Source organism: Halostagnicola larsenii XH-48, assembly GCF_000517625.1.
In the GTDB taxonomy this organism is placed as follows: Archaea; Halobacteriota; Halobacteria; order Halobacteriales; family Natrialbaceae; genus Halostagnicola; species Halostagnicola larsenii.
Map to the genome: position 1 here is coordinate 410,534 of NZ_CP007055.1, position 18,376 is coordinate 428,909.

17 protein-coding genes are annotated in these 18,376 nt (G+C 63.7%); 9 read left to right on the forward strand and 8 right to left on the reverse strand.

The features are described from left to right. The first annotated feature begins 147 nt into the window (after positions 1-147). On the forward strand, positions 148-2,430 hold the full coding sequence (locus HALLA_RS02040; RefSeq protein WP_049951823.1) for a bifunctional metallophosphatase/5'-nucleotidase: 2,283 nt from the start codon (positions 148-150) through the stop codon (positions 2,428-2,430). A 158-nt stretch (positions 2,431-2,588) separates the two neighbouring features. Beyond that, positions 2,589-3,350, forward strand: a complete 762-nt coding sequence (locus HALLA_RS02045) for a cohesin domain-containing protein (RefSeq protein ID WP_049951824.1) — start codon at positions 2,589-2,591, stop codon at positions 3,348-3,350. Between the two features lie 6 nt (positions 3,351-3,356). Here HALLA_RS02045 and HALLA_RS02050 read toward each other — a convergent pair whose 3' ends face one another. Then, positions 3,357-3,701, reverse strand: coding sequence for a DUF7113 family protein (locus HALLA_RS02050; protein WP_049951825.1), 345 nt, complete (start codon positions 3,699-3,701; stop codon positions 3,357-3,359). A 179-nt stretch (positions 3,702-3,880) separates the two neighbouring features. Here HALLA_RS02050 and HALLA_RS02055 point away from each other — a divergent pair, with 179 nt between their 5' ends. Beyond that, positions 3,881-4,498, forward strand: a complete 618-nt coding sequence (locus HALLA_RS02055; RefSeq protein WP_049951826.1) for a DUF7344 domain-containing protein — start codon at positions 3,881-3,883, stop codon at positions 4,496-4,498. A 160-nt stretch (positions 4,499-4,658) separates the two neighbouring features. Further along, on the forward strand, positions 4,659-6,554 hold the full coding sequence (locus HALLA_RS02060; protein ID WP_049951828.1) for an ATP-binding protein: 1,896 nt from the start codon (positions 4,659-4,661) through the stop codon (positions 6,552-6,554). A gap of 73 nt (positions 6,555-6,627) precedes the next feature. On the opposite strand, the gene HALLA_RS02065 is transcribed toward HALLA_RS02060, so the two are convergent. Continuing rightward, positions 6,628-7,227, reverse strand: coding sequence for a CAP domain-containing protein (locus tag HALLA_RS02065; RefSeq protein WP_242406184.1), 600 nt, complete (start codon positions 7,225-7,227; stop codon positions 6,628-6,630). A gap of 173 nt (positions 7,228-7,400) precedes the next feature. Next, on the reverse strand, positions 7,401-8,030 hold the full coding sequence (locus HALLA_RS02070) for an alpha/beta hydrolase (protein WP_049951831.1): 630 nt from the start codon (positions 8,028-8,030) through the stop codon (positions 7,401-7,403). Between the two features lie 264 nt (positions 8,031-8,294). Between HALLA_RS02070 and HALLA_RS02075 the strand changes: the two genes are divergently transcribed. Then, complete coding sequence (locus HALLA_RS02075) at positions 8,295-9,131, forward strand: PspA/IM30 family protein (protein WP_049951832.1); 837 nt, start codon at positions 8,295-8,297, stop codon at positions 9,129-9,131. A 105-nt stretch (positions 9,132-9,236) separates the two neighbouring features. Here the strand turns inward: HALLA_RS02075 and HALLA_RS02080 are convergent, their stop codons facing one another. Next, positions 9,237-9,731: an FxLYD domain-containing protein gene (locus HALLA_RS02080; protein ID WP_049951833.1), complete on the reverse strand. Its 495-nt coding sequence runs from the start codon at positions 9,729-9,731 to the stop codon at positions 9,237-9,239. Positions 9,732-9,975: 244 nt separating this feature from the next. On the opposite strand from HALLA_RS02080, the gene HALLA_RS02085 reads away from it, so the two are divergent. From HALLA_RS02085 to HALLA_RS02100, 4 genes are all read left to right on the forward strand, one after another. Then, on the forward strand, positions 9,976-11,031 hold the full coding sequence (locus HALLA_RS02085; protein ID WP_049951834.1) for a hypothetical protein: 1,056 nt from the start codon (positions 9,976-9,978) through the stop codon (positions 11,029-11,031). 76 nt (positions 11,032-11,107) lie between these two features. Beyond that, positions 11,108-12,124, forward strand: a complete 1,017-nt coding sequence (locus tag HALLA_RS02090) for a hypothetical protein (RefSeq protein ID WP_049951835.1) — start codon at positions 11,108-11,110, stop codon at positions 12,122-12,124. A 111-nt stretch (positions 12,125-12,235) separates the two neighbouring features. After that, entirely contained in the window at positions 12,236-13,273 is a 1,038-nt protein-coding gene (locus HALLA_RS02095) for a hypothetical protein (protein ID WP_049953973.1), read from the forward strand. 220 nt (positions 13,274-13,493) lie between these two features. Then, the gene (locus HALLA_RS02100) at positions 13,494-14,663 is read left to right on the forward strand and encodes a zinc-dependent alcohol dehydrogenase (RefSeq protein ID WP_049951836.1); all 1,170 of its coding nucleotides are present in this window, start codon (positions 13,494-13,496) and stop codon (positions 14,661-14,663) included. Positions 14,664-14,675: 12 nt separating this feature from the next. Here HALLA_RS02100 and HALLA_RS02105 read toward each other — a convergent pair whose 3' ends face one another. From HALLA_RS02105 to HALLA_RS02120, 4 genes are all read right to left on the reverse strand, one after another. Next, positions 14,676-15,722 (reverse strand): dipeptide epimerase, encoded by a 1,047-nt coding sequence (locus HALLA_RS02105; protein WP_049951838.1) that lies wholly within the window; start codon positions 15,720-15,722, stop codon positions 14,676-14,678. Then, a complete protein-coding gene (locus tag HALLA_RS02110) occupies positions 15,719-16,735 on the reverse strand; it encodes a DUF1611 domain-containing protein (RefSeq protein ID WP_049951839.1) in 1,017 nt (338 codons plus the stop codon). Before HALLA_RS02110 ends, HALLA_RS02105 begins: the two co-directional genes overlap by 4 nt. Positions 16,736-16,862: 127 nt before the next feature. Continuing rightward, the gene (locus tag HALLA_RS02115) at positions 16,863-17,804 is read right to left on the reverse strand and encodes a Vms1/Ankzf1 family peptidyl-tRNA hydrolase (RefSeq protein WP_049951840.1); all 942 of its coding nucleotides are present in this window, start codon (positions 17,802-17,804) and stop codon (positions 16,863-16,865) included. Between the two features lie 28 nt (positions 17,805-17,832). Further along, complete coding sequence (locus HALLA_RS02120; protein WP_049951841.1) at positions 17,833-18,216, reverse strand: DUF5802 family protein; 384 nt, start codon at positions 18,214-18,216, stop codon at positions 17,833-17,835. Positions 18,217-18,376 lie beyond the last annotated feature (160 nt).

Below are 18,376 nucleotides of genomic sequence, written 5' to 3' on the forward strand. Positions count from 1 at the left end.
ACTCGAGGTCGTTGTAAGGAGCGGTTGGCCTGGGACACACGCTATTGCTACGAGAACGTGTGCATATATACACCAATATAGCTCATTCCTGTGTAGGTTGTTTGAACACTAGGGGTTTATTAGACAATACTTCCGAAGTATCCGATCATGTGCGAACATTCACGAACTCGAACTAATTCTCGAGACGGACGCGGCGACGCCGACGGCCAGAGCCGCCGTCGATTCCTCGGGGCGACCGCGGGGGCGGCGATGGCCGGTCTCGTCTCGAGCGGTGCGAGCACGACCGTCGGTGCCGACGAGGGCGACGAGACGGTAACGATCGTCCACGATACGCACTTTCACGGCCGGTTTCGAGATGCCGAGTCGGACGAACTGAACATCGCCCGCTACTACACCGTCGTTCAGGAGGCCCTCGAGGAGGGAGACAACGCCTTGTTCCTGGGAAACGGCGACGACCTCGCGCCGTCGCTGCTCGGCCTCGAGTACCAGGGCGAGCACGTGATCGAGGCGCTGAACTACATGGACATCGACGCCGTCGGCGTCGGGAACCACGAGTACGACTTCGGCGCGGACGTTGCGACCGACCGGTTCGAAGAGAGCGAGTTTCCGTGGGTCGTCGCGAACTTACTCGACGACGAGGGCGAACCCGTACCGGGAACCGAGCGTTGGACGACCGTCGAAGCCGGCGGGCTCACGGTCGGCGTCTTCGGACTCGTCTCGGAGACCTTCCACTCGCTGACGGACTACCCCGAGGAGTGGCAGGTGTTGGGGTACGTCGAAGGCTCCCAGGAGGCGGTCGACGCGCTTCGCGACGAGGGGTGTGACATCGTCGTTCTCGCGTCGCACGTTTCGACGGGCGTCCACTACATGCTCGCGGCCGAGGTCGACGGTCTCGACGCCATCGTCGGGTCGCATTCGGGGGTCGTCCTCGAGGAACCCGCCGTCGAGGACGGGACGATCATCAGCGAGTTCGGCGACGAGTTCGACCACGTCGGCTCGATCACGCTCGACGCCGAGGGGGACTTACTCGAGTGGCAACGAACCACGCTTCTCCCCGAAGGTGCCGATCCCCCATCGGGGGTCGAGGAATCCGAGCAACTCAGCGCGCGCAGCGTCGCCGATATCGCAGAAGATCGGACGCTCGCGGAGCTGACAACCGAGTGGACCGCCCAGCTCGAGGCGGAACTCGGCCAGACGGCCTTCGAAAGCGAGGTCGAACTCAACGCGACGACCGACAACTACGCGATCGAGACCAATTGGGGGAACCTGATGACCGACGCGATGCGAACGGTCGGGGAAACGGACGATATCGACGTCGATATCGCCGCCCAGAACGGCGGTGGAATTCGGAGCGGTTCGACGTACGGGCCCGGCGAGATCCCGGGAACGGCGGTCATGAACATCCTTCCGTTCCCGAACACGATCCAGGTCGTCGAGGTGACCGGCCAGGAAGTCGTCGACTACCTCGAGGAGGCGATCCGTCCGCATCCCGACGAAGACTTCGGCGCGCAGCCGGCGATTCAGGTCTCGGGCGTCTCCTACGAGTGGTCCGGACACGAAGACGACGTCTGGGTCGACAACGTCTTCGTCGGCGGCGAACCGATCGAACTCGACGAAACCTACGCGCTCGCACACAACGACTACTCGATCGGCAACTCGTCGACGCTCTCGGAAGCCGACCTCCTCCTCGAGACCGGCCAGTTCCAAGGGCCCTACGTGCTCGAGCAACTCGAGGCCAAAACGGAGCCGGTCGCCCCCGAGCGGGAGAACCGGATGATCCGCGTCGACGAGGCGGTCGGATCGGCGGCGGTCGACGACGGTGACGACGGTGACGACGGCGAGGAGATCACGCTCACCGCGGACGTACCGGACGGAGCCGAGGAGATCGAGCTCGACTCGTTCCGCCTCGTGATCCGGACTGGCGACGACGTCGAGGCCGACTCGGCGACCGTGGCGGACGATGTCGTCGACGTGACCTTCGACGCGGATGCCGTGATCGACCTCCTCGAGGGTGTCGACGAGCCGGTCGCGCGGTTGTTCGGACGGTACACGCCGGATCAGGAGTACTGGGACTACGGCTTCGACGTCCCGACCTCGGACGGATACGACCACTTCAAACTCAAAGCGGACGTGAGTGCGTCGGCGGTGCTCGGCGACGGCCCCGACGGGGATACCGATGGAGGCGGTGACGACTCCGACGGCGACGGCTCGGATCAGGATGACTCGGACGGCGAAAACGATGGGGACGCGGCCGACGAAGGTGATGATGGTACGAACCGCGAAGATGGCGACGATTCGGACGAAGACAGCGTCCCGGGATTCGGCCCTGCGGCGGCGATAGTCGGCGGTGCCGGCGGCGCGTACCTCGCCGCTCGAAATCGATCGGGCGGCGACGGACGTGTTGACAGCGAACGAGGGGACGACGAATAGATCGTCGCGAACCTGACGAAATCGGACAGAGCGAAGACGACAAGGCGACGGACGTGTAACGAACCACTGACTGCCCGACGGACTCGAGAAGTTGCCAATTCCAGCCGCTCAGTCCGCCTCCAAAGACTCCCACAGGAAATGGGAAACACCGACAGACAATGGTAGACGACCGCACTCGAACCGACCACCTCCGACGCGTCGCGCTCGCGCTCGTGATCGTCCTCGCCGCGGCCGGATTCGCCGTCGGCGCGGTCGCCGGGGCCGATCAACTCGCCGTGCTGACGCCGACGCCCCACAGCGTCGACGCTGCCCCCGGCGAGGAGTTCACCGTCAACGTCGCCATGGTAACCGACGGCGGCTACGGCGGCGAGGGCGTCGAATCCGTCGACTTCGTCGCCCAGTACCATCCGGAGTACCTCGAGATCACGGACATCGAAACCGGGCCGTGGCTCGAGCAGGGCGAGGATACGAAGATCCGAAGCGAGCAGACAATCGCCCACGAGAACGGGACCGCTATCCTCGAGCAGTGGCGAGACCCTGTCGCGGGCGGAGCGACCGGCAACGACCGACTCGCGACGGTCACCGTCGAAGTAGCCGAAGACGCGCCGCCGGGCGAGGCCGAAATCGACTTCACGGAAACGAACGTCGCCCTCGAGCGATCGTATCCGCTACAGGTCCACGGGCAGAACGTCTCGGTAACGATCGACGGCGAGAACGAGCCCCTCGGATCGTTCGATCACCCGGAACCCGACCCGGACGAACTCGAGTCGACGCAGGCGAGCGATGACGGACAAAACGGCGGTGGGGCGTCGACAGATGACGCCGACGACTCAACCCCCGGCTTCGGCGGGTTCGCCGTGATCGCCGCCGCGATCGCCGGTCTCGTCGTCGTGTTTCTGTCGACTCGCGGCCGCCGGTAGATCGACCTATATCTCCGGTTCCGGTTCGCTCTTTTCGACCTCGAGGGAGACCTCGCTTTCGGCGACGCCTATGCGGGCGAACTGGGTACGGACGTGTTCTTTAGCCGCCTCGAGGGCTTGCTCTCGAGTGTCGAATCCCCGAGGCATCGGCGATTCGAAGGCGACGTTGACTTCTCGATCGTTGATGAGCTGGGTCGTCCCGCCGCTGTCGACCTCGTAGAATTCGTCGCAGACCCAGACGTACGCGGCAGCTTCGTCGGGGGCCCCCCGAAACGACGGCGCCTGTTCGCCGCGTTCGTAGAGCGTTCCCGTCAGTTCGGTACCGCCGGCGCGACCGCGTACCAGCAACATGAACCGATATACGGCCCGAAGATCCAAAAAGGCGTGGAGTTGCGAACCGACACCGTTGACCGGTGTAACCCGTGGCAACCCTCCTGGAACTCTGTCCTCTTCTTGATGTTTGATTGATGTTTCTCACCCAAATCGTTTTGGAAACGGGCTTATACCCATTGGGCGGGTGTGTCGTCGTAATGAGCTCGGATGCCAACTTCGGCGACAGCAGACGAAACCCGTTGTCCGAAATCCCGCCGGAGTGCTATGCTGTTCTTCGGCACCCGCGACGCCTCCGTATACTCGAGATTCTGGGAGGCTTCGATCGCGGCGTACCGCTTGCTGAACTGGTAACTGAGATTCGAATCCGGAGCGGGTCCACCGGGCCGGACCAGCCGACTGAAGCCGATATCCGAACCAGTCTCGTCCATGCCCACCTCCCGAAGCTGGCCGACTACGGCGTTATCGAGTGGGACGGAGAGACCGCGTCGGTCGGTTCGAACGCGCCGATTCCACCGATGAACGTGGCGGCACTCCTCGAGGCGTGTTCGAGCACGGATGAGAAACTGCTCGAAACCATCGTCCATCCGGTTCGACTGCCGGCCCTTCGAGTACTCCAAGAACGCGGCCGAGCGTGTTCGATCGACGTCCTCGCGTCCCAGCTGGCGGCCCTCGGGGGCGGCGCTCTCTCCGATAAGGAGACAGCAACCATCGCGCTTCATCACTCGCATCTCCCCGCACTTGCGGACATCGGCGTGCTCGAGTACGAAGACGGGTGGGTACAGACGACGACAGAATCGATTCCGACGATGCACTGATCGCGGACCGGTCGATACCACCCGTCGGTCCACTGTCGTCCGCTCGTTTCGCTTTTTCGACCACGTAACTCCAGCCCCCCGTTTTGTTCGACCGTTCTCGAGAATCGAGTTCGGCAATCGTCTCGGTATTTCTTTGAGGGATGAATAAGATATCGTGTATATGAGCGATCTGGGCGATTTCACTGACCACACCGTCGACGGCGGCGGCAATTCCGGCGGGACGACGGATTCGGCCAGCGATCCGACGGGTGACGGCGGGACACAGGACGGGGCCGCCCTCGAGGACGAGTTCGAGGTTCCGGCGGTCGACCCGCAAGGCGAAGACGTCGGAATCGGGACCGTCTGCGTTTCGCAGGGGCTTCGAATCGCCGAGGACGAAGACGAGACGACGCTCCGAGCCTACATTACGCGGGGGAACCGTTCGGATGTCAGAATCGGAACGTACCTGCTCGCGCCCTATCCGGAGGAGACGGGGGCCGTCCCGGGCTCGAACGCTGGAGGCGGCGGGCCACGGGGAACGACAGCGGGCGAAGAGACGCTGTTCTGTCGGATCTCCGGTCTCGAGTACGCCCAGCAGTACCACGCCGACGACGCAACGGAGATTCACGCGCGGCGGGCGATGCGTCAGGACGGGATCGACGAAGCCGATTTCAAGTTCATCGCCTCGCTCGAGCCGGTCGCGGTGTTATACGAGGACGATGGGGATCTCAAGCGCCGGATGACTGATCGGGTTCCCAAACCCCAAACGGTAATTCGGACGGCCGACGACACCGAGGAGATCAAAACGGGGCTGAAGATCCCCGAGGACGGGGTCTTTCTGGGTCATCTCTCGGTCGGCGGCGAGAAGGTTCGGACGGCCGCTTCGCCGCCGACGATCGATTACCCGCTGAAAGACGACTACGAGGCGGGCGACCCGCTCGTCTTTCGGCACTCGCTGGTCGCCGGCGGGACGGGATCGGGGAAAACCCACGCCGCGAAGAACGTCCTCCGGCAGTACCTCGCCGAGGATCGGACCTACCCGATGGACGACGGTCGCGAGGTCCAGCCCGCAGTTATCCAGTTCGACCCGCAGGACGAGTACGCCCAGATGCACGACGACAACCCCGAACTGGACGACGAGTTCGCGCGAGGACTCGAGCGCGAAGGAATCGCCTACGGCGGGGTCGAGGAGACCACCGCGTTCGTGCCGAAAGTCGGGGACTCCTCGTACGCGGCTGGCCATCACCGCGCCGAACAGGTCGAGTTCACGATTCCGTTCTCGATGGTCCACGAGAATCCGTGGCTGGTCGCCGGCAGCGGCCTCAACGACAACCAGTACGGCGCGCTCACGAGCGTCTTGCTCCCGCGTTTTCGAGATCAGTACGGCCACGACGGTACGTACCGGGAGTTCACGACGTTCCTCGACGATCCGGCGCTTCGGGAGGAACTCGACGAGTCCGGTCGGGTCCACGAGGCGACCTTCGACGCCGTCCGCCGGCGCGTCCTCGGCTTCGGCCACGTCTTCGATCAGGACGCCCGGCCGATCACCGACCTGATCCACGAGTTCGTCCGCCCCGGCGGGCTCTCGGTCGTCCCGACCTACCACATCAACGACTCGAGGGCGACCGAAGCCGTCGTCCTCGCGCTCTCGAGTCTGGTTATCGATCAGAAACTCTCGAACGATCCGACCTACGATCGGATCAAGGAGACGCCGCTGATTCTGGGGATGGACGAGGCCCACAACTTCCTCACTGACGCCGACAGCGTGCAGGCGGGGAAGGTCATCCGCAAGTTCACCGAGGCGGCAAAGCAGGGCCGGAAGGAACGGCTCGGCCTCTTTCTCATCACGCAGGACCCACAGGACATCGACGACGCGGTCTTCAAACAGATCAACACGACCGTCGTCCTCAACTTAGGCGACGAGGACGCCATCAAGAGCGTGAACATCCCGAGCAACCTCGAGTCGAAAGTCCCCTACATGGAGAAAGGCCAGATGGTCGTCTACTCGCCGGATAATTCGGAGCCGGTCGAACTAATCGGACTCTCGAAGTGTCTCACGAGACACGGACGGGATTGATCGTCACCGCTCGAGACGACTGTTCGAGCGTGGTACCGCAACGGGAGGACGAAACAGGCTCGAGAACGTCCGATCAACAGAAGTTCTGCGTGGCAAACACCTTATCGTCGTCGGTGATGTGGATGCCGATTCCCTGATTCTCCCAGTGGTCGGCGAGGAGGTTCTCCCGGTGACCCTGTGAATTCATCCATTGTTCGGCGATACCGTAGCCGAGTTCCCGCTCGTCTTCGTAGTGTACGATGGTCCCGTCGCCCGTATTGACCGGCGTATCGTACCACGTCTGTGCGATGTTCTCGCCGCCGGTGTACCCGTTCACGCTGCAGTCGTATCCCGCATCCGCGTACCTGTCAGTGAACGCGTTTCCCTCCGGATCGACGTGGGAGAAGTAGCCGCGCTCGGCCATATCTCCGCTGTGGTCCTGTGCGATGTCACGGAGTTCGGTGTCGAACTCGAGTTCGTCTGCGCCGTCTGCAGTGCGTTCCTCGTTTACCGCCTCGTGGACGTACTGCTCGACGGCCGTTATATTGATCTCGCCGCTGTCGCTGATATCCGACTCTTCCGTTCCGTCCGCGGCCGCACTCGAGGCGGGTACTGCGGCCGCGGTACCGATCAGACTCAGGACGAGCATCGTCGTGACTGCCGTGATAACTATCGATTTTGTGGGTCGTTTCATCCGCATTGTAACTCAATAGTGACTGTAATAACAATGGTGGATAAAATGCATGAAAAGAGCGTCACGATAGTGACCGTCCGATACCGGACTGAGCGTTCGAGCCATCGGTTCCTTGTGGCTCCGAAGAGAACGGCCGTTTCGAAACACGACCCCGGCGCGGTCAAGGCGACCAACTAGCTCGATCCGAGGAGTGTTCGCTCGAAAAATCTCCCGACCTCGCTCGCGATTTCGTCGTGTTTCCCGAGAAGGAAGTGATCGCCCGCGAGCGCGGTCGTCTCATCGCCGCGCTCGCCCGCGAGTTCGACGATCGGTTCCCAGTCGACGGTGGTGTCGCGCTCGCCGTAGAGTACGCAAAGCGGGGACTCGAGGCTGCCCATCGCCTCAAGCGCGTCGAGGTCGTCGGCGAGTCGTGCGGTGGGTGCGAGAACGGCGACGGCGTCGGGACTCGGATCCACGTCCGCCGGGGCGAGCAGCGCCAGCGTCGCGCCGAAACTGTAGCCGAAGACGCCGACTCGGTCGTAGCGTTCGCCCGCCCAGCGGATCGCGTTTCGCACGTCTTCGCGCTCGCCGTACCCCTCGTCCCAGCGGCCGTAATCGAAGCGCAGACAGGCGATTCCCGCCTCGAGAAGCGCCTCGCTCACCGCGACGAGCCGTTGATCGCTCCGGGAGCCGCCCTGCTGGGGATGGGGCGGACAGGCGACGACAACGGCGTCAGAACTTCCCTCGCCTGCACTTTCGTCGGTCCGGGGCTCCTCGAGCGTTCCGCGAACGTCGCGACCGCCGGGTACCAGAACGTCGCTCATACGGGCCGATCGATCCGGCGGGCAATCAATACTGGCCTCCGCTCTTCGAGGAACGCCCGGAGTTTCGCGAGCGCTCGGTCGGGTCGTCGCGGAACACGCAGTGGCCCGCGCCCGCGACGTGGACGAGCGCCCCGTCGGCGAGGTGGGACGCGACCCGCGCGTTTCGGCCCGATTCTACCCGCTCGCGACCGAGCGTTGGTTTCGACGTTCACGGTCTGTTATCGAAGTGATGTTTTTAAGGGTGACGAGCGATAGCTAGGGAGTATGGGCATCCTCTCTCGGACCTCGTACGTCATCCGGTCGAAAATCAACTCGGTGCTCAACCGAGCCGAGGACCCGACCGAAACGCTCGATTATTCCTACGAGCAAATGCGCGACCAACTCCAGGACGTCAAGCGGGGGATCGCGGATCTGACGACGCAGAAAAAGCGCCTCGAGATGCAGAAACGTCGGCTCGAGGAGAACGTCGAGAAACACAACGAACAGGCTCGAACGGCGGTCCAGCAGGATCGCGAAGACCTCGCTCGACGCGCTCTCGAGAAGAAAAAGACGAAGATGAACCAGATCGAGGACCTAGAGCGGCAGGTCTCGGAACTCCAGAGCCAGCAAGACCGCCTCATCGAGCAAAAGGACGAACTCCAGAACCGGATCGAGGAGTTCCGAACCAAAAAGGAGACGATGAAAGCGCGCTACGAGGCCGCCGAAGCGAGCTCGACGGTCTCGGAGGCGATGACGGCCACCGGCGAGGAGTTCGAGGACGTCGGACGCGCGATCGAACGCGCCGAAGAACAGACCGAAGATATGGAGGCCCGTTCGGCCGCCATGGACGAACTCCACGAAACGGGTGCCTTCGACGACGTGCTCTCCGATAAGGACAACATCGACCGCGAACTCGAGGAGCTCTCGACCGACAGCGGCGTCGAGGCGGAACTCGAGACGCTCAAATCCGACGTCGGTACCGACGACGCCGAGACGGACGCGGAACCCGACGAGGACCTCGCAGCCGAGGTCGACGAGGAGGAGATCGAAGACCTCGAGTCGGAGGTCCCCGACGAAGAAGTCGAGGCCGAACTCGCCGAGCTACAGGACGAAGAGAACTAGACCTAGTCGACCTCGGCCGCGAGGTCCCGCGACGGCTGCCGGCGCTCGAGTCGGCCATACTTTTCGCGGTTTTCATCCAGTACAACGAGTATCGAACTCGTCAGTTTACGCCGGCGTGCCGAGGACGGCGATGTCGTAGTCGGCGATATCGGCGGGCGGCTTGAGCAGAATGACCAGAAACGACCACGAGTCCCCGCCGCTGAGGTCCCCGGTCGTATCGAAGTATTGGCCGATCTGGCTCCCGTTTTCGTTGTAGATGCGGACCCGAACTTCGGCGAGTTGGACCCGGTCGGCCCCGTCGTTCTCGACGACCCCCTGTACGGTCGAGCCGAGGTAGCCGTCCTCGAAGACGAACTCGTGGTCGACGAGCTCGACCGAGTCGAGCGGCGTTACTCCGTCGGTGCTCTCCACTTCGGCGGCGTCCGCTGCGGCGGACATCTCCACCGGCGTCCGCGATTCGCCGTCGATTTCGCCGATCTCGCCGGCCTCGTACTCGGGTTCGTTCCCGATGTCAGCGCCGCTGCATCCGGCCAGGCTGGCGATGGTCGTCACTCCAAGTGTCGTGAGAACCGCACGTCGACTCCGTCGCTCCGTAGCCATCAGACCGCTCGACCCCGACTGATCGCTCCCCGCCGTCGGCTCGTTTGCTCGATTCGATCGCCGCGACCGTGTCGCGCTCGCTGCGGTTCCCGGAATCGTCTACCGTCACCGATCATATCCAAACGGATGCGATGGATCCATTTGAGTGTGGGGCCTGAATGGAACAGTCGACTCGGAGCGCTCCTCGAGTCGCTCCCGATATGCAACGTCGGCCATTATTATCGGCCGGGGTGAACGTCCGACTATGGGATCTTCCGAGCGGAACGAATCTCTCGAGTCTTCCGGAACCGAGATCGGTGATCGGACGGGTCCCCTAGCGCGGGTCCGAGAGTGGATTCTGGTCGAGGGAGACCGTCTGCTCATTACGATCTTGCTTTCGAGTGTGACGTTTTTCCTCTTGCTCGCGTTGAACGAACTCGAATTCATCGCGTTCGTCAACAGCGGGTCGATGACGCGACTGGCCAGCGGGATGATCGCGGGGACGTTCTCGCTCGTCACGCTCGTCGTCTCGATCAACCAGCTCATCCTCTCCCAGGAGTTCGCCACCGCCGGAGAAGTCCGCGACGAACTCGACGGCGTCATGGATTTTCGTCACGACCTCGAGGAGCGAACCGGGGTTCCGGCGAGCCCCGCGGCACCGACGAGGATCCTCGAGGTGCTCGTCGAAGCGGTCCGCCGACGAGCAGACGAGCTAGCCGAGGCGGTCGCCGGTCACGAGGATGCCGCGTTCGAAGCCCGAGTCAATCGGTACGTAGCCAGCGTCCGTGAGAGCACCGACCGGCTCGATGACACGCTCGAGCACACGTCGTCCAACACGTTCAACGCGGTTTCTGCGTCGCTCCAATACGATAACGGCCGACAGGTGTACGTCGCGAGAACCCTCCGTGGCCGGTACGCAGACGAGCTATCGGACGAGCAACGCGAGGCCGTCGACGAACTGATCGGCACGCTCCAGCTGTTCGACGTCGCCCAGGAACACTTCAAGACGACTTACCTTCAGCGAGAGCTGACCCGGTTTTCGCAGTTGACGATCTACTCGGGGTTTCCAGCGATCCTGTCGGCGATCATCGTCGCTCTCGTCTACGCCGACTTCGGCGGTGCGAGCATCAACGTCGCGTCCCTTCCGGTCGTCGTCAGCGCGCTCATCACGGTGGTGATCTCGCCGCTCGCGCTTTTGGTTTCGTACATTCTTCGAACCGCGACCGTGGCGCGCCGGTCGGCGTCGGTCGGACCGATGTTGCCCCAGAAAGATCCCGACGACGGATCGTTCGAGGGATCGCTCGAGGAGGGCCAGGAGTGATGGCCGGACGCCCCGAGATTGCGGTACGACGGTTCTCGAGCCTTCGGTCGCTTCCACGGGTGGGTTTGCACGCGCTATGAGTCGCGACGAAACCATCGACGAGGAGGTGGCTCGAAGCGATCTGGTCCACGAGCGGCTTCGCGAATCGCCGATCAAGCGGTGGGTCGTCCTCGACGGGAACCGGTACGTCCTCAGCGCGGTATTCTCGACTGTCGTCTTTCTCAGCTGCGCCGCCATCGGTTTCGCCGGGTACGTTCCAGTCACCGACTCCGAGGCCGCGACGACCCTCGTCGCGGCCATCGTCGGCGGAACGCTGCCGTTCATCACGATCGTCCTCGCGATCAATCAGCTCGTTCTCTCGCAGGAACTCGGCTGGCCGGGCGACCTGCGGGAACGTTTCGACGCGATGGTCTCGTTCCGTCGGGAGGTCGAAACGGTGACCGAAACGACGGTCAGCCCGGCGGCCCCCGCCGATTTCCTGCAACTGATCGTGGCGTCGGTCGTCGACCACGCCGAAACGCTCGAGTCGACCGCGGACACCATAGACGACCCGGAACTCGCCGCGCTTCTCGAGCGGTTCGCCGACGCGGTCACCGCGGAGGGGGAGATCGTTACCGACGCACTGGAAACGGCGAACTTCGGGACGTTCGACGCGCTCTCGTCGATCCTCGGTCACTTCAACGGCGCTCACCTCTACGCCGCTCGGACGATCCGAGAAGAGCACGGCTCCGACCTTCCCGAAACGGGCGCCGACGCGCTCGAGATCCTCGTGGAACTGCTCGGATATCTCGCCGTCGCCAGACAGTCGTTCAAGACGCTGTACATGCAATACGAACTCGCCCACCTCTCGAAGCTCCTGTTGGTCGTCGGATTTCCAACGTTGCTCGGGGGTGGCATCTTTCTGATGACCTACGGCTCGATCGTCGACGCAGTCGGCAATTCAGCCGTGCTCGTAATCGTCGTCAGTACCGTCGTCACGGTCGTGTTCCTCCCGTTTATCGTCCTGCTGGTGTACACGTTCAGAATCGCCTCGATCGCGAGTCGGACGGCCGACTTCGGCCCGTTCGTCCCGCGAGTCGATTTCGAGGAGTGATCCGACCTGTCGACTCCATTGTCGGCGACGAAAGGCGACTGGGTCGGCTGTCTCGTGCAGCACCGTATCAGTACCTATTTCCACGGCGTCGTTGACTGCCCGAACACACTGATGAGCGACGAGGATTCGCAGCCCAGTGATACGATGGCCGAGCGAAGCGTCGACTCGACGTGGAAACACGAACTCCTGTTGAACGCGAATCGATGGCTCGTTACTGCGGGGCTCATGCTGTTCGTCTTCGTCGGCCTGCTCGCAGTGAGCCAGTTCAGCCCCGTGTCGCTCCGGACGCTTATCCAGAGTACGGATCCCGTCGAGACGCTGTTTCAGGCGCTGGTAACCGCCCTGATCACCGGCGTCACGCTCGTCGTGACGATCAACTCGCTGGTTCTCTCACAGGAACTCGGGGCCGTCGAGGACCAACGCGAGCGCCTCAAGGGGGCGATGGAGTTTCGCAAAGACGTCGAGTCGTCGATCGACGCGCCGGTGAGTCCGCCGGAACCGTCGTCGTTCATGCAGGCGATCATCACCGCTTCCGAAAAGCGCGCCGAGGACTTCCGAAGCGCCGTCTCCGACAGTCAGGACGAGGACCTTATCGACCGCGTCGACGACTTCGTCAGGAACCTGACGACCCACGCCGATGCCGTCCGGGACGACCTCGAGGACGCGCAGTTCGGCGCCTACTCCGTCGTGAAGTCGGCGCTCGATTACAACTACTCGTGGAAAATCTTCCGCGCGCGCCGGATCAAGCAATCCCACGCCGATTCGTTCACCGACGACGCGCAGGATGCCTACGACGACCTGCTCGAGTCGCTGAAGCTGTTCGGGCTCGCACGCGAGCACTTCAAGACGCTTTACTTCCAGTGGGAACTCATCAACCTCTCTCGGGCGATGATGTACGTCGCGGTCCCGGCATTGGTCGTCACCGTCTCGATGTTGCTCTTTTTCGATGCAGGCGTCGCTACCGGTGCCGTCCTGGGTATCGACGTCCTCGTGTGGATCGTCGCCGCGGCGACGACGGTCGCCGTCACGCCGTTCCTGCTCTTGATCGCGTTTATTCTCCGGATCGCGACGATGGCTAAACGCACGCTCGCGATCGGCCCGTTCATCCTCCGAGAGTCCGGACGCGGCGAGGACATCGACTGGGAGTGAGGCGATCTGCGGCGTCGCGGTCGCCTCGTGGACTCGGCTCGTCTCGAGGCGCTCGAGGGCGAACGCGCCGTCTCCGACAGCTAACTGCTCTCTTGCAGGAGCAGGGGCCGGTTTTAGTTGGACATTCGGCGTCGTTCGCTACCGTGACTGGTACAATGTATAACACGATCGTGGACGAACTCGTCGAACCGAACGCCGCCGAACGCGGCGGGAGCGAACGATGAACGCGCTGGTCTGGCACGACGAAAAGGACGTGCGCTTAGAGGAGGTGCCAAAGCCCGAACTCGCCAACCCGACCGATGCGATAATCGAGGTCACGGCCACCGCCATCTGCGGGTCGGATCTCCACCTCTACAACGGCTACATGCCCGGCATGCGCGAGGGCGACGTGCTCGGCCACGAGCCGATGGGCGAAGTGATCGAGGTCGGGAGCGAGGTCGAGACCCTCGAGGTCGGCGACCGCGTGGTCGTGCCGTTTACGATTAGCTGTGGCTCGTGTTGGTTCTGCGGGCGAGAGTTGTACTCGCTCTGTGACAACACGAATCCGAACGCCGAACTGATCAGCGAGACGATGGGGCACTCGCCCGCAGGCCTGCTCGGCTACTCCCACCTGCTGGGCGGCTACGCCGGCGGGCAGGCCGAGTACCTGCGGGTGCCCTACGCCGACGTCGGTCCGATCACGGTCGACTCCGACGTGCCGGACGAGGAGGTCCTCTTTCTCTCGGATATCTTCCCGACGGGATACATGGCCGCCGAAAACGCCGATATCGAAGACGGCGACACGGTGGCGATCTGGGGGTGTGGACCGGTCGGCCAGTTCGCCATCCAGAGCGCGTGGCTGTTCGGCGCGAATCAGGTGATCGCGATCGATCGCGTGCCCGAACGCCTCGAGATGGCGAGCGATCACGGCGACGCCGAAACGATCAACTTCGAGCACGAGGACGTCTACGACCGACTCATGGCGATGACCGGCGGCCGCGGCCCCGATGGGTGCATCGACGCGGTCGGAACGGAGGCCCACGGAATGGGAGTGGCCGGCGTCGCCGATCAGGTAAAACAGGAGATCGGCCTCGAGGACGACCGGCCCCACGCTCTCCGGCAGGCGATCAAGTGCTGTCGAAAAGGCGGGACGCTCTCCGTCCCCGGCGTCTACATCGGCGAGTCGGACAACGTCCCGTTCGGGCCGCTGATGAACAAGGCGATCACGGTCAAAACCGGGCAGACGCACGTCCAGCGCTATCTCGACCCGCTCATGGGGATGATCGAGGACGGCGAGATCGACCCCTCGTTCGTCATCACCCATCAGGTAGGGCTCGAGGAGGGTCCGGAGATGTACGAGACATTCAACAACAAAGAAGACGGCTGTATCAAGGCGGTACTGACCCCGTGAGTATTGAGCGGCTCAGGAAGATCGAACAGCGCCTGTCCCCGGCCGCTCGAGTCCCGCTAAATCGATTTCGCCGCCGGGCATCGGGACGCCGTCGTAGGGGTCCTCGGCGAGCAGGAGCGAGCCGTCGAGGTCGGCGTAGTCGAGCAACGGCGCGAGGTGAGCGGCCGGCGCGATCGAGGCGTTCGACTCGGTCATGCAGCCGGCCAGCACCTCGAGACCGTGCGCTCGAGCGGTGTGGATGAGCCGGATCGCCTCGCGGAGTCCGCCGCATTTGGCGAGTTTCAGGTTCACGATGTCACAGCGGTCGGCAATTTTCGGCACGTCGGCACTGACCAGACACGACTCGTCGGCTGCGATCGGGAGCCTCGAGCGTTCGTACACGTACTTCAGGCCCTCGGGGTTCTCGGCCGGAACCGGCTGTTCGACGAACTCGAGACCGTAGGGAGCGAGCCGGTCGATCCGTTCGACGGCCTCTTTGGGCGTCCAGGCCTCGTTCGCGTCGACGAACAGTCGCACGTTCGGGGCCGCCTCGCGAACCGTGCGAACGATCTCCTCGTCCCTGTCGGTGCCGAGTTTGACTTTGAGCGTACCGAATCCGCGCTCTCTAGCCGCTTCGGTTTTCTCCCGCATCGTCTGTGTCTCGTCGATACCGATCGTATAGGAACTCTCGAGCGTCTCGGTCGGGTCGAGTCCCCAATATTGATACAACGGAATCCCGAGTCGCTTGGTCGCGAGGTCGTGTAGCGCGATGCTCACCGCGGTTCTCGCCGCGGGATTGCCCCGGATCGACTCGCGCATGCGGCGTTCGATCTGCTCGATTCGATGAACGTTGCCAACCGCCTCGACGATCTCGAGGAGATCCGGCAGCACCGCCTCGACGGTCGCCGCCGTTTCGCCGTAGTGTCTCGTCGGGGCCGCGCCGCCGATACCGACGAGGCCGTCGGCGTCTTCGATTCGGACGAAAACGACCTCGGTGTCGGTCGCCGTCCCGCGGGCGATCGAGAACGGCTGCTCGAGCGCGAGCGTGCGGCGTTCGATTTCGGTCGCAAATTCGCTCATAGGATCGCCTCGAGGATCGGATCCGAGCCGAACCGGATGACGTCCGACGCGGGCGCCCCGAGTTCGGCTTCGTAGGCCTCGAGTTCGCGGCGGGCGACCGCCTCGTCGTCGATTCCCGCGGTGTTGAGCGCGCCCGCGGCGACGGACGCCTCCTGAACCGGCGTCGCGAGCCCCTCGTAGAGATCGACGTAGGTCGAAATCGGCGGGAGAGAGAAGGACTCGTAGCCGTGGATTGCTTCCCGCCCGGCGTCGTGACAGAGCACGAGTCGGTCGGCCATCGCGCCGTGGAGGATGCCACACGTCACCGCGGAGTAGGCTGGGTGGACGATCGATCCCTGCCCCTCGACGAAGAGGTAGTCGTGCTCGTCGCCCTTTTCGACGATCATCTCCTCGACGGCACCCGCGGTGAAGTCGCTGACGACGCGGTCGACGGGATTCCCCCAGCCCTCGATCATGATCCCGGTCTGGCCGGTCGGGATCACCGCGGCGTCGTGTCCGGCCTCGCGGGCTGCGCGGGCCAGTTCCATCGAGACCGTCATCTTGCCGACCGAGCAGTCGGTTCCGACCGTCAGGATCACGTCGGCGTCGACGTCGGCCGCTGTCCCCTCGCTGACCGTCAGATCGGCCGGGGGCTTGCGCACGTCCCGTAGCTCGCAGTCGTTCTCGGTCGCGAGCGCCGCAAACTCCTCGTCGTCTGCGAGGAAGTAGTGCAACCCCGAGATCACGTCGCAGCCGCGCTCGAGCGCGGTTCGAACGTCGTCGCGCCAGCTTTCCTCGAACGCTCCGCCGATGGGGGAGATGCCGATCACCAGCGCGTCGACTGGTTCGTCGATGGCAGCCATCTGCGAGCCGATCGGCGCGTCCTGTACGTCGCTGACGAAGTCGGACACTCGAGCACCCGCGTTGTCGCGGTCGAGGACCGCAACGATGTCGTCGTCGCTGTACCGAAGGATTCCGAGCGCGGTTTTGGCGCGGTGGGGAAATTTCTCGTGGGCGAGGATCGCGATACGCATACGGAGAGTATGGCCAGACGGCCACTTAACGGTGGACCTCCCGGCGAGAGAGGCGACGGAACGAGACGAAACTGGACGGCGCAGAGTACATCCTGCTCGATCGCTCAGAACACGCCCAGCTAGTCGTTCAGAACACGCCGAGTTCGGTCGTCCAGAACGATCGGTGGGCGTCCTCGAGGGCGGGTTTCGGGTCGCCGGTCGCGTCGACGGCGGCGCTTTCTTTCGGTTCGAACTCGCCCTCCTCGGCGAGGGTCTCGAGAACCCCGCGCTGGCCGACGAGATAGAGGCGATCGGTGTCGAACTCGGCGAGGGCCCGGTGACAGCGCTCGAGGTGGTCGTCGATCTGGTCGTCGCGGATCCGCTCGAACCGGGCCTGGGAGAAGCCGCCTTTCGAGTGGCTCCCTTTCACGTCGCTCTCGAAGCCCTTGTAGTCGACCCGTTCACCGTCCTCGTAGACGCCGATGGCGAACAGGTCTGCACGAACCAGCGCGAGCGTGTAGGTCCCGGTCGGGAGGAACCACTCGCGCTCGAGTTCGAATCGATCGCTCCAGGTCGCCTCGAGGTCCCGTTCCGGGCGGACGGGCGGCTCGAGTCGGACCGAGACGAGTCCGGCGTCGTCGAAGCAGACGAGACACGGGTCGCCGGTTCGGACGAGCGACGTCCGCTCGCCGAGGACGTCCTCGACCTGTCGGTAGCGCTCGGCGTCTTCGCGGCCGTCCGCCTCACGTTGCGGGTCGAGAAAGACGGTGCACGCACCCTCCGGGCCCGTCCGAACGGACGTGAGCCGGTCGAGAACCTCCTCGAGGCGCGCGCCGCGAAGGCGCTCTTTGCGGCGAAACTCGACCCCGTCGTCGCTTCTCGCTCCGTCCACGCGCTCGAGTTCGCCCTCTAACTGTGCGATGCGGTCCTCGAGACGGTTCTGGCGCTCTTCGGCCTCCTGTTTCGCGGTGACGGCGGCGGCTTTCCGCTCGGATTCGGCCTCGTAGCGCTGGCGTAGTCGCTCGGCTTCGTCCTCGAGTTCGTCGATCCGGTCTTTCAGCGACGCGCGACCGAGCAACTGGTCGATCATCGAGAAAAAGCGCGAACCGGGGCCACTTTTAGGTTCCGGCGTCGGGATACTCGTCCGCCGGCCCCGTCGGCGGCCACGCGCCGGCAAACTCGAGCAACTGCTGGGCGCGTTCGCGCCGGGCGAGGAACACCTCCTTCAGCGACGGCGGGTTCGTGATCTGGGTCCGCTCGAGGACGGATTCCGGGACCGCAAGCGTATTTTCCGGGACGCCGTCGTCGCCGTGCACCGGGAAGTGTCCCGACTCGAGTTTCATCACGAGCGGCGCGTCGAGTCGTTCGATTCCCTCCCCGGATGTATACACCGCGTCGTTGATTCGTTCGTGCTGGTCGCTGTGCATGAACGCTTGCTCCTCGTCCGTCGGCGTCACGTACAACCGTCCGAGATAGTAGCTCCGCGAGAACACCTCAAACATGACATTCGATACCAAGGGACGAGCCCTGATAACTATTCTGCAGATACAGTTATGGCGAGTGCTTTTCGATCGGACGTTCGGAGCGAACGTGACTCGTTTTCGACGACTGACCATCCCCAAAAACCAGTTACTCACACACAGCGGTTTTTGAACGTTCAAA

What these genes read in the sequence shown, in the direction of transcription:
- HALLA_RS02075 (WP_049951832.1), top strand. Translation starts at nt 8,295, where the DNA reads ATGGGCATCCTCTCTCGGACCTCGTACGTCATCCGGTCGAAAATCAAC.
- HALLA_RS02105 (WP_049951838.1), bottom strand. Translation starts at nt 15,722, where the DNA reads ATGAGCGAATTTGCGACCGAAATCGAACGCCGCACGCTCGCGCTCGAG.
- HALLA_RS02055 (WP_049951826.1), top strand. Translation starts at nt 3,881, where the DNA reads ATGAGCTCGGATGCCAACTTCGGCGACAGCAGACGAAACCCGTTGTCC.
- HALLA_RS02050 (WP_049951825.1), bottom strand. Translation starts at nt 3,701, where the DNA reads ATGTTGCTGGTACGCGGTCGCGCCGGCGGTACCGAACTGACGGGAACG.
- HALLA_RS02095 (WP_049953973.1), top strand. Translation starts at nt 12,236, where the DNA reads ATGAGCGACGAGGATTCGCAGCCCAGTGATACGATGGCCGAGCGAAGC.
- HALLA_RS02120 (WP_049951841.1), bottom strand. Translation starts at nt 18,216, where the DNA reads ATGTTTGAGGTGTTCTCGCGGAGCTACTATCTCGGACGGTTGTACGTG.
- HALLA_RS02090 (WP_049951835.1), top strand. Translation starts at nt 11,108, where the DNA reads ATGAGTCGCGACGAAACCATCGACGAGGAGGTGGCTCGAAGCGATCTG.
- HALLA_RS02065 (WP_242406184.1), bottom strand. Translation starts at nt 7,227, where the DNA reads ATGAAACGACCCACAAAATCGATAGTTATCACGGCAGTCACGACGATG.
- HALLA_RS02080 (WP_049951833.1), bottom strand. Translation starts at nt 9,731, where the DNA reads ATGGCTACGGAGCGACGGAGTCGACGTGCGGTTCTCACGACACTTGGA.
- HALLA_RS02100 (WP_049951836.1), top strand. Translation starts at nt 13,494, where the DNA reads ATGAACGCGCTGGTCTGGCACGACGAAAAGGACGTGCGCTTAGAGGAG.
- HALLA_RS02085 (WP_049951834.1), top strand. Translation starts at nt 9,976, where the DNA reads ATGGGATCTTCCGAGCGGAACGAATCTCTCGAGTCTTCCGGAACCGAG.
- HALLA_RS02110 (WP_049951839.1), bottom strand. Translation starts at nt 16,735, where the DNA reads ATGCGTATCGCGATCCTCGCCCACGAGAAATTTCCCCACCGCGCCAAA.
- HALLA_RS02060 (WP_049951828.1), top strand. Translation starts at nt 4,659, where the DNA reads ATGAGCGATCTGGGCGATTTCACTGACCACACCGTCGACGGCGGCGGC.
- HALLA_RS02070 (WP_049951831.1), bottom strand. Translation starts at nt 8,030, where the DNA reads ATGAGCGACGTTCTGGTACCCGGCGGTCGCGACGTTCGCGGAACGCTC.
- HALLA_RS02115 (WP_049951840.1), bottom strand. Translation starts at nt 17,804, where the DNA reads ATGATCGACCAGTTGCTCGGTCGCGCGTCGCTGAAAGACCGGATCGAC.
- HALLA_RS02045 (WP_049951824.1), top strand. Translation starts at nt 2,589, where the DNA reads ATGGTAGACGACCGCACTCGAACCGACCACCTCCGACGCGTCGCGCTC.
- HALLA_RS02040 (WP_049951823.1), top strand. Translation starts at nt 148, where the DNA reads ATGTGCGAACATTCACGAACTCGAACTAATTCTCGAGACGGACGCGGC.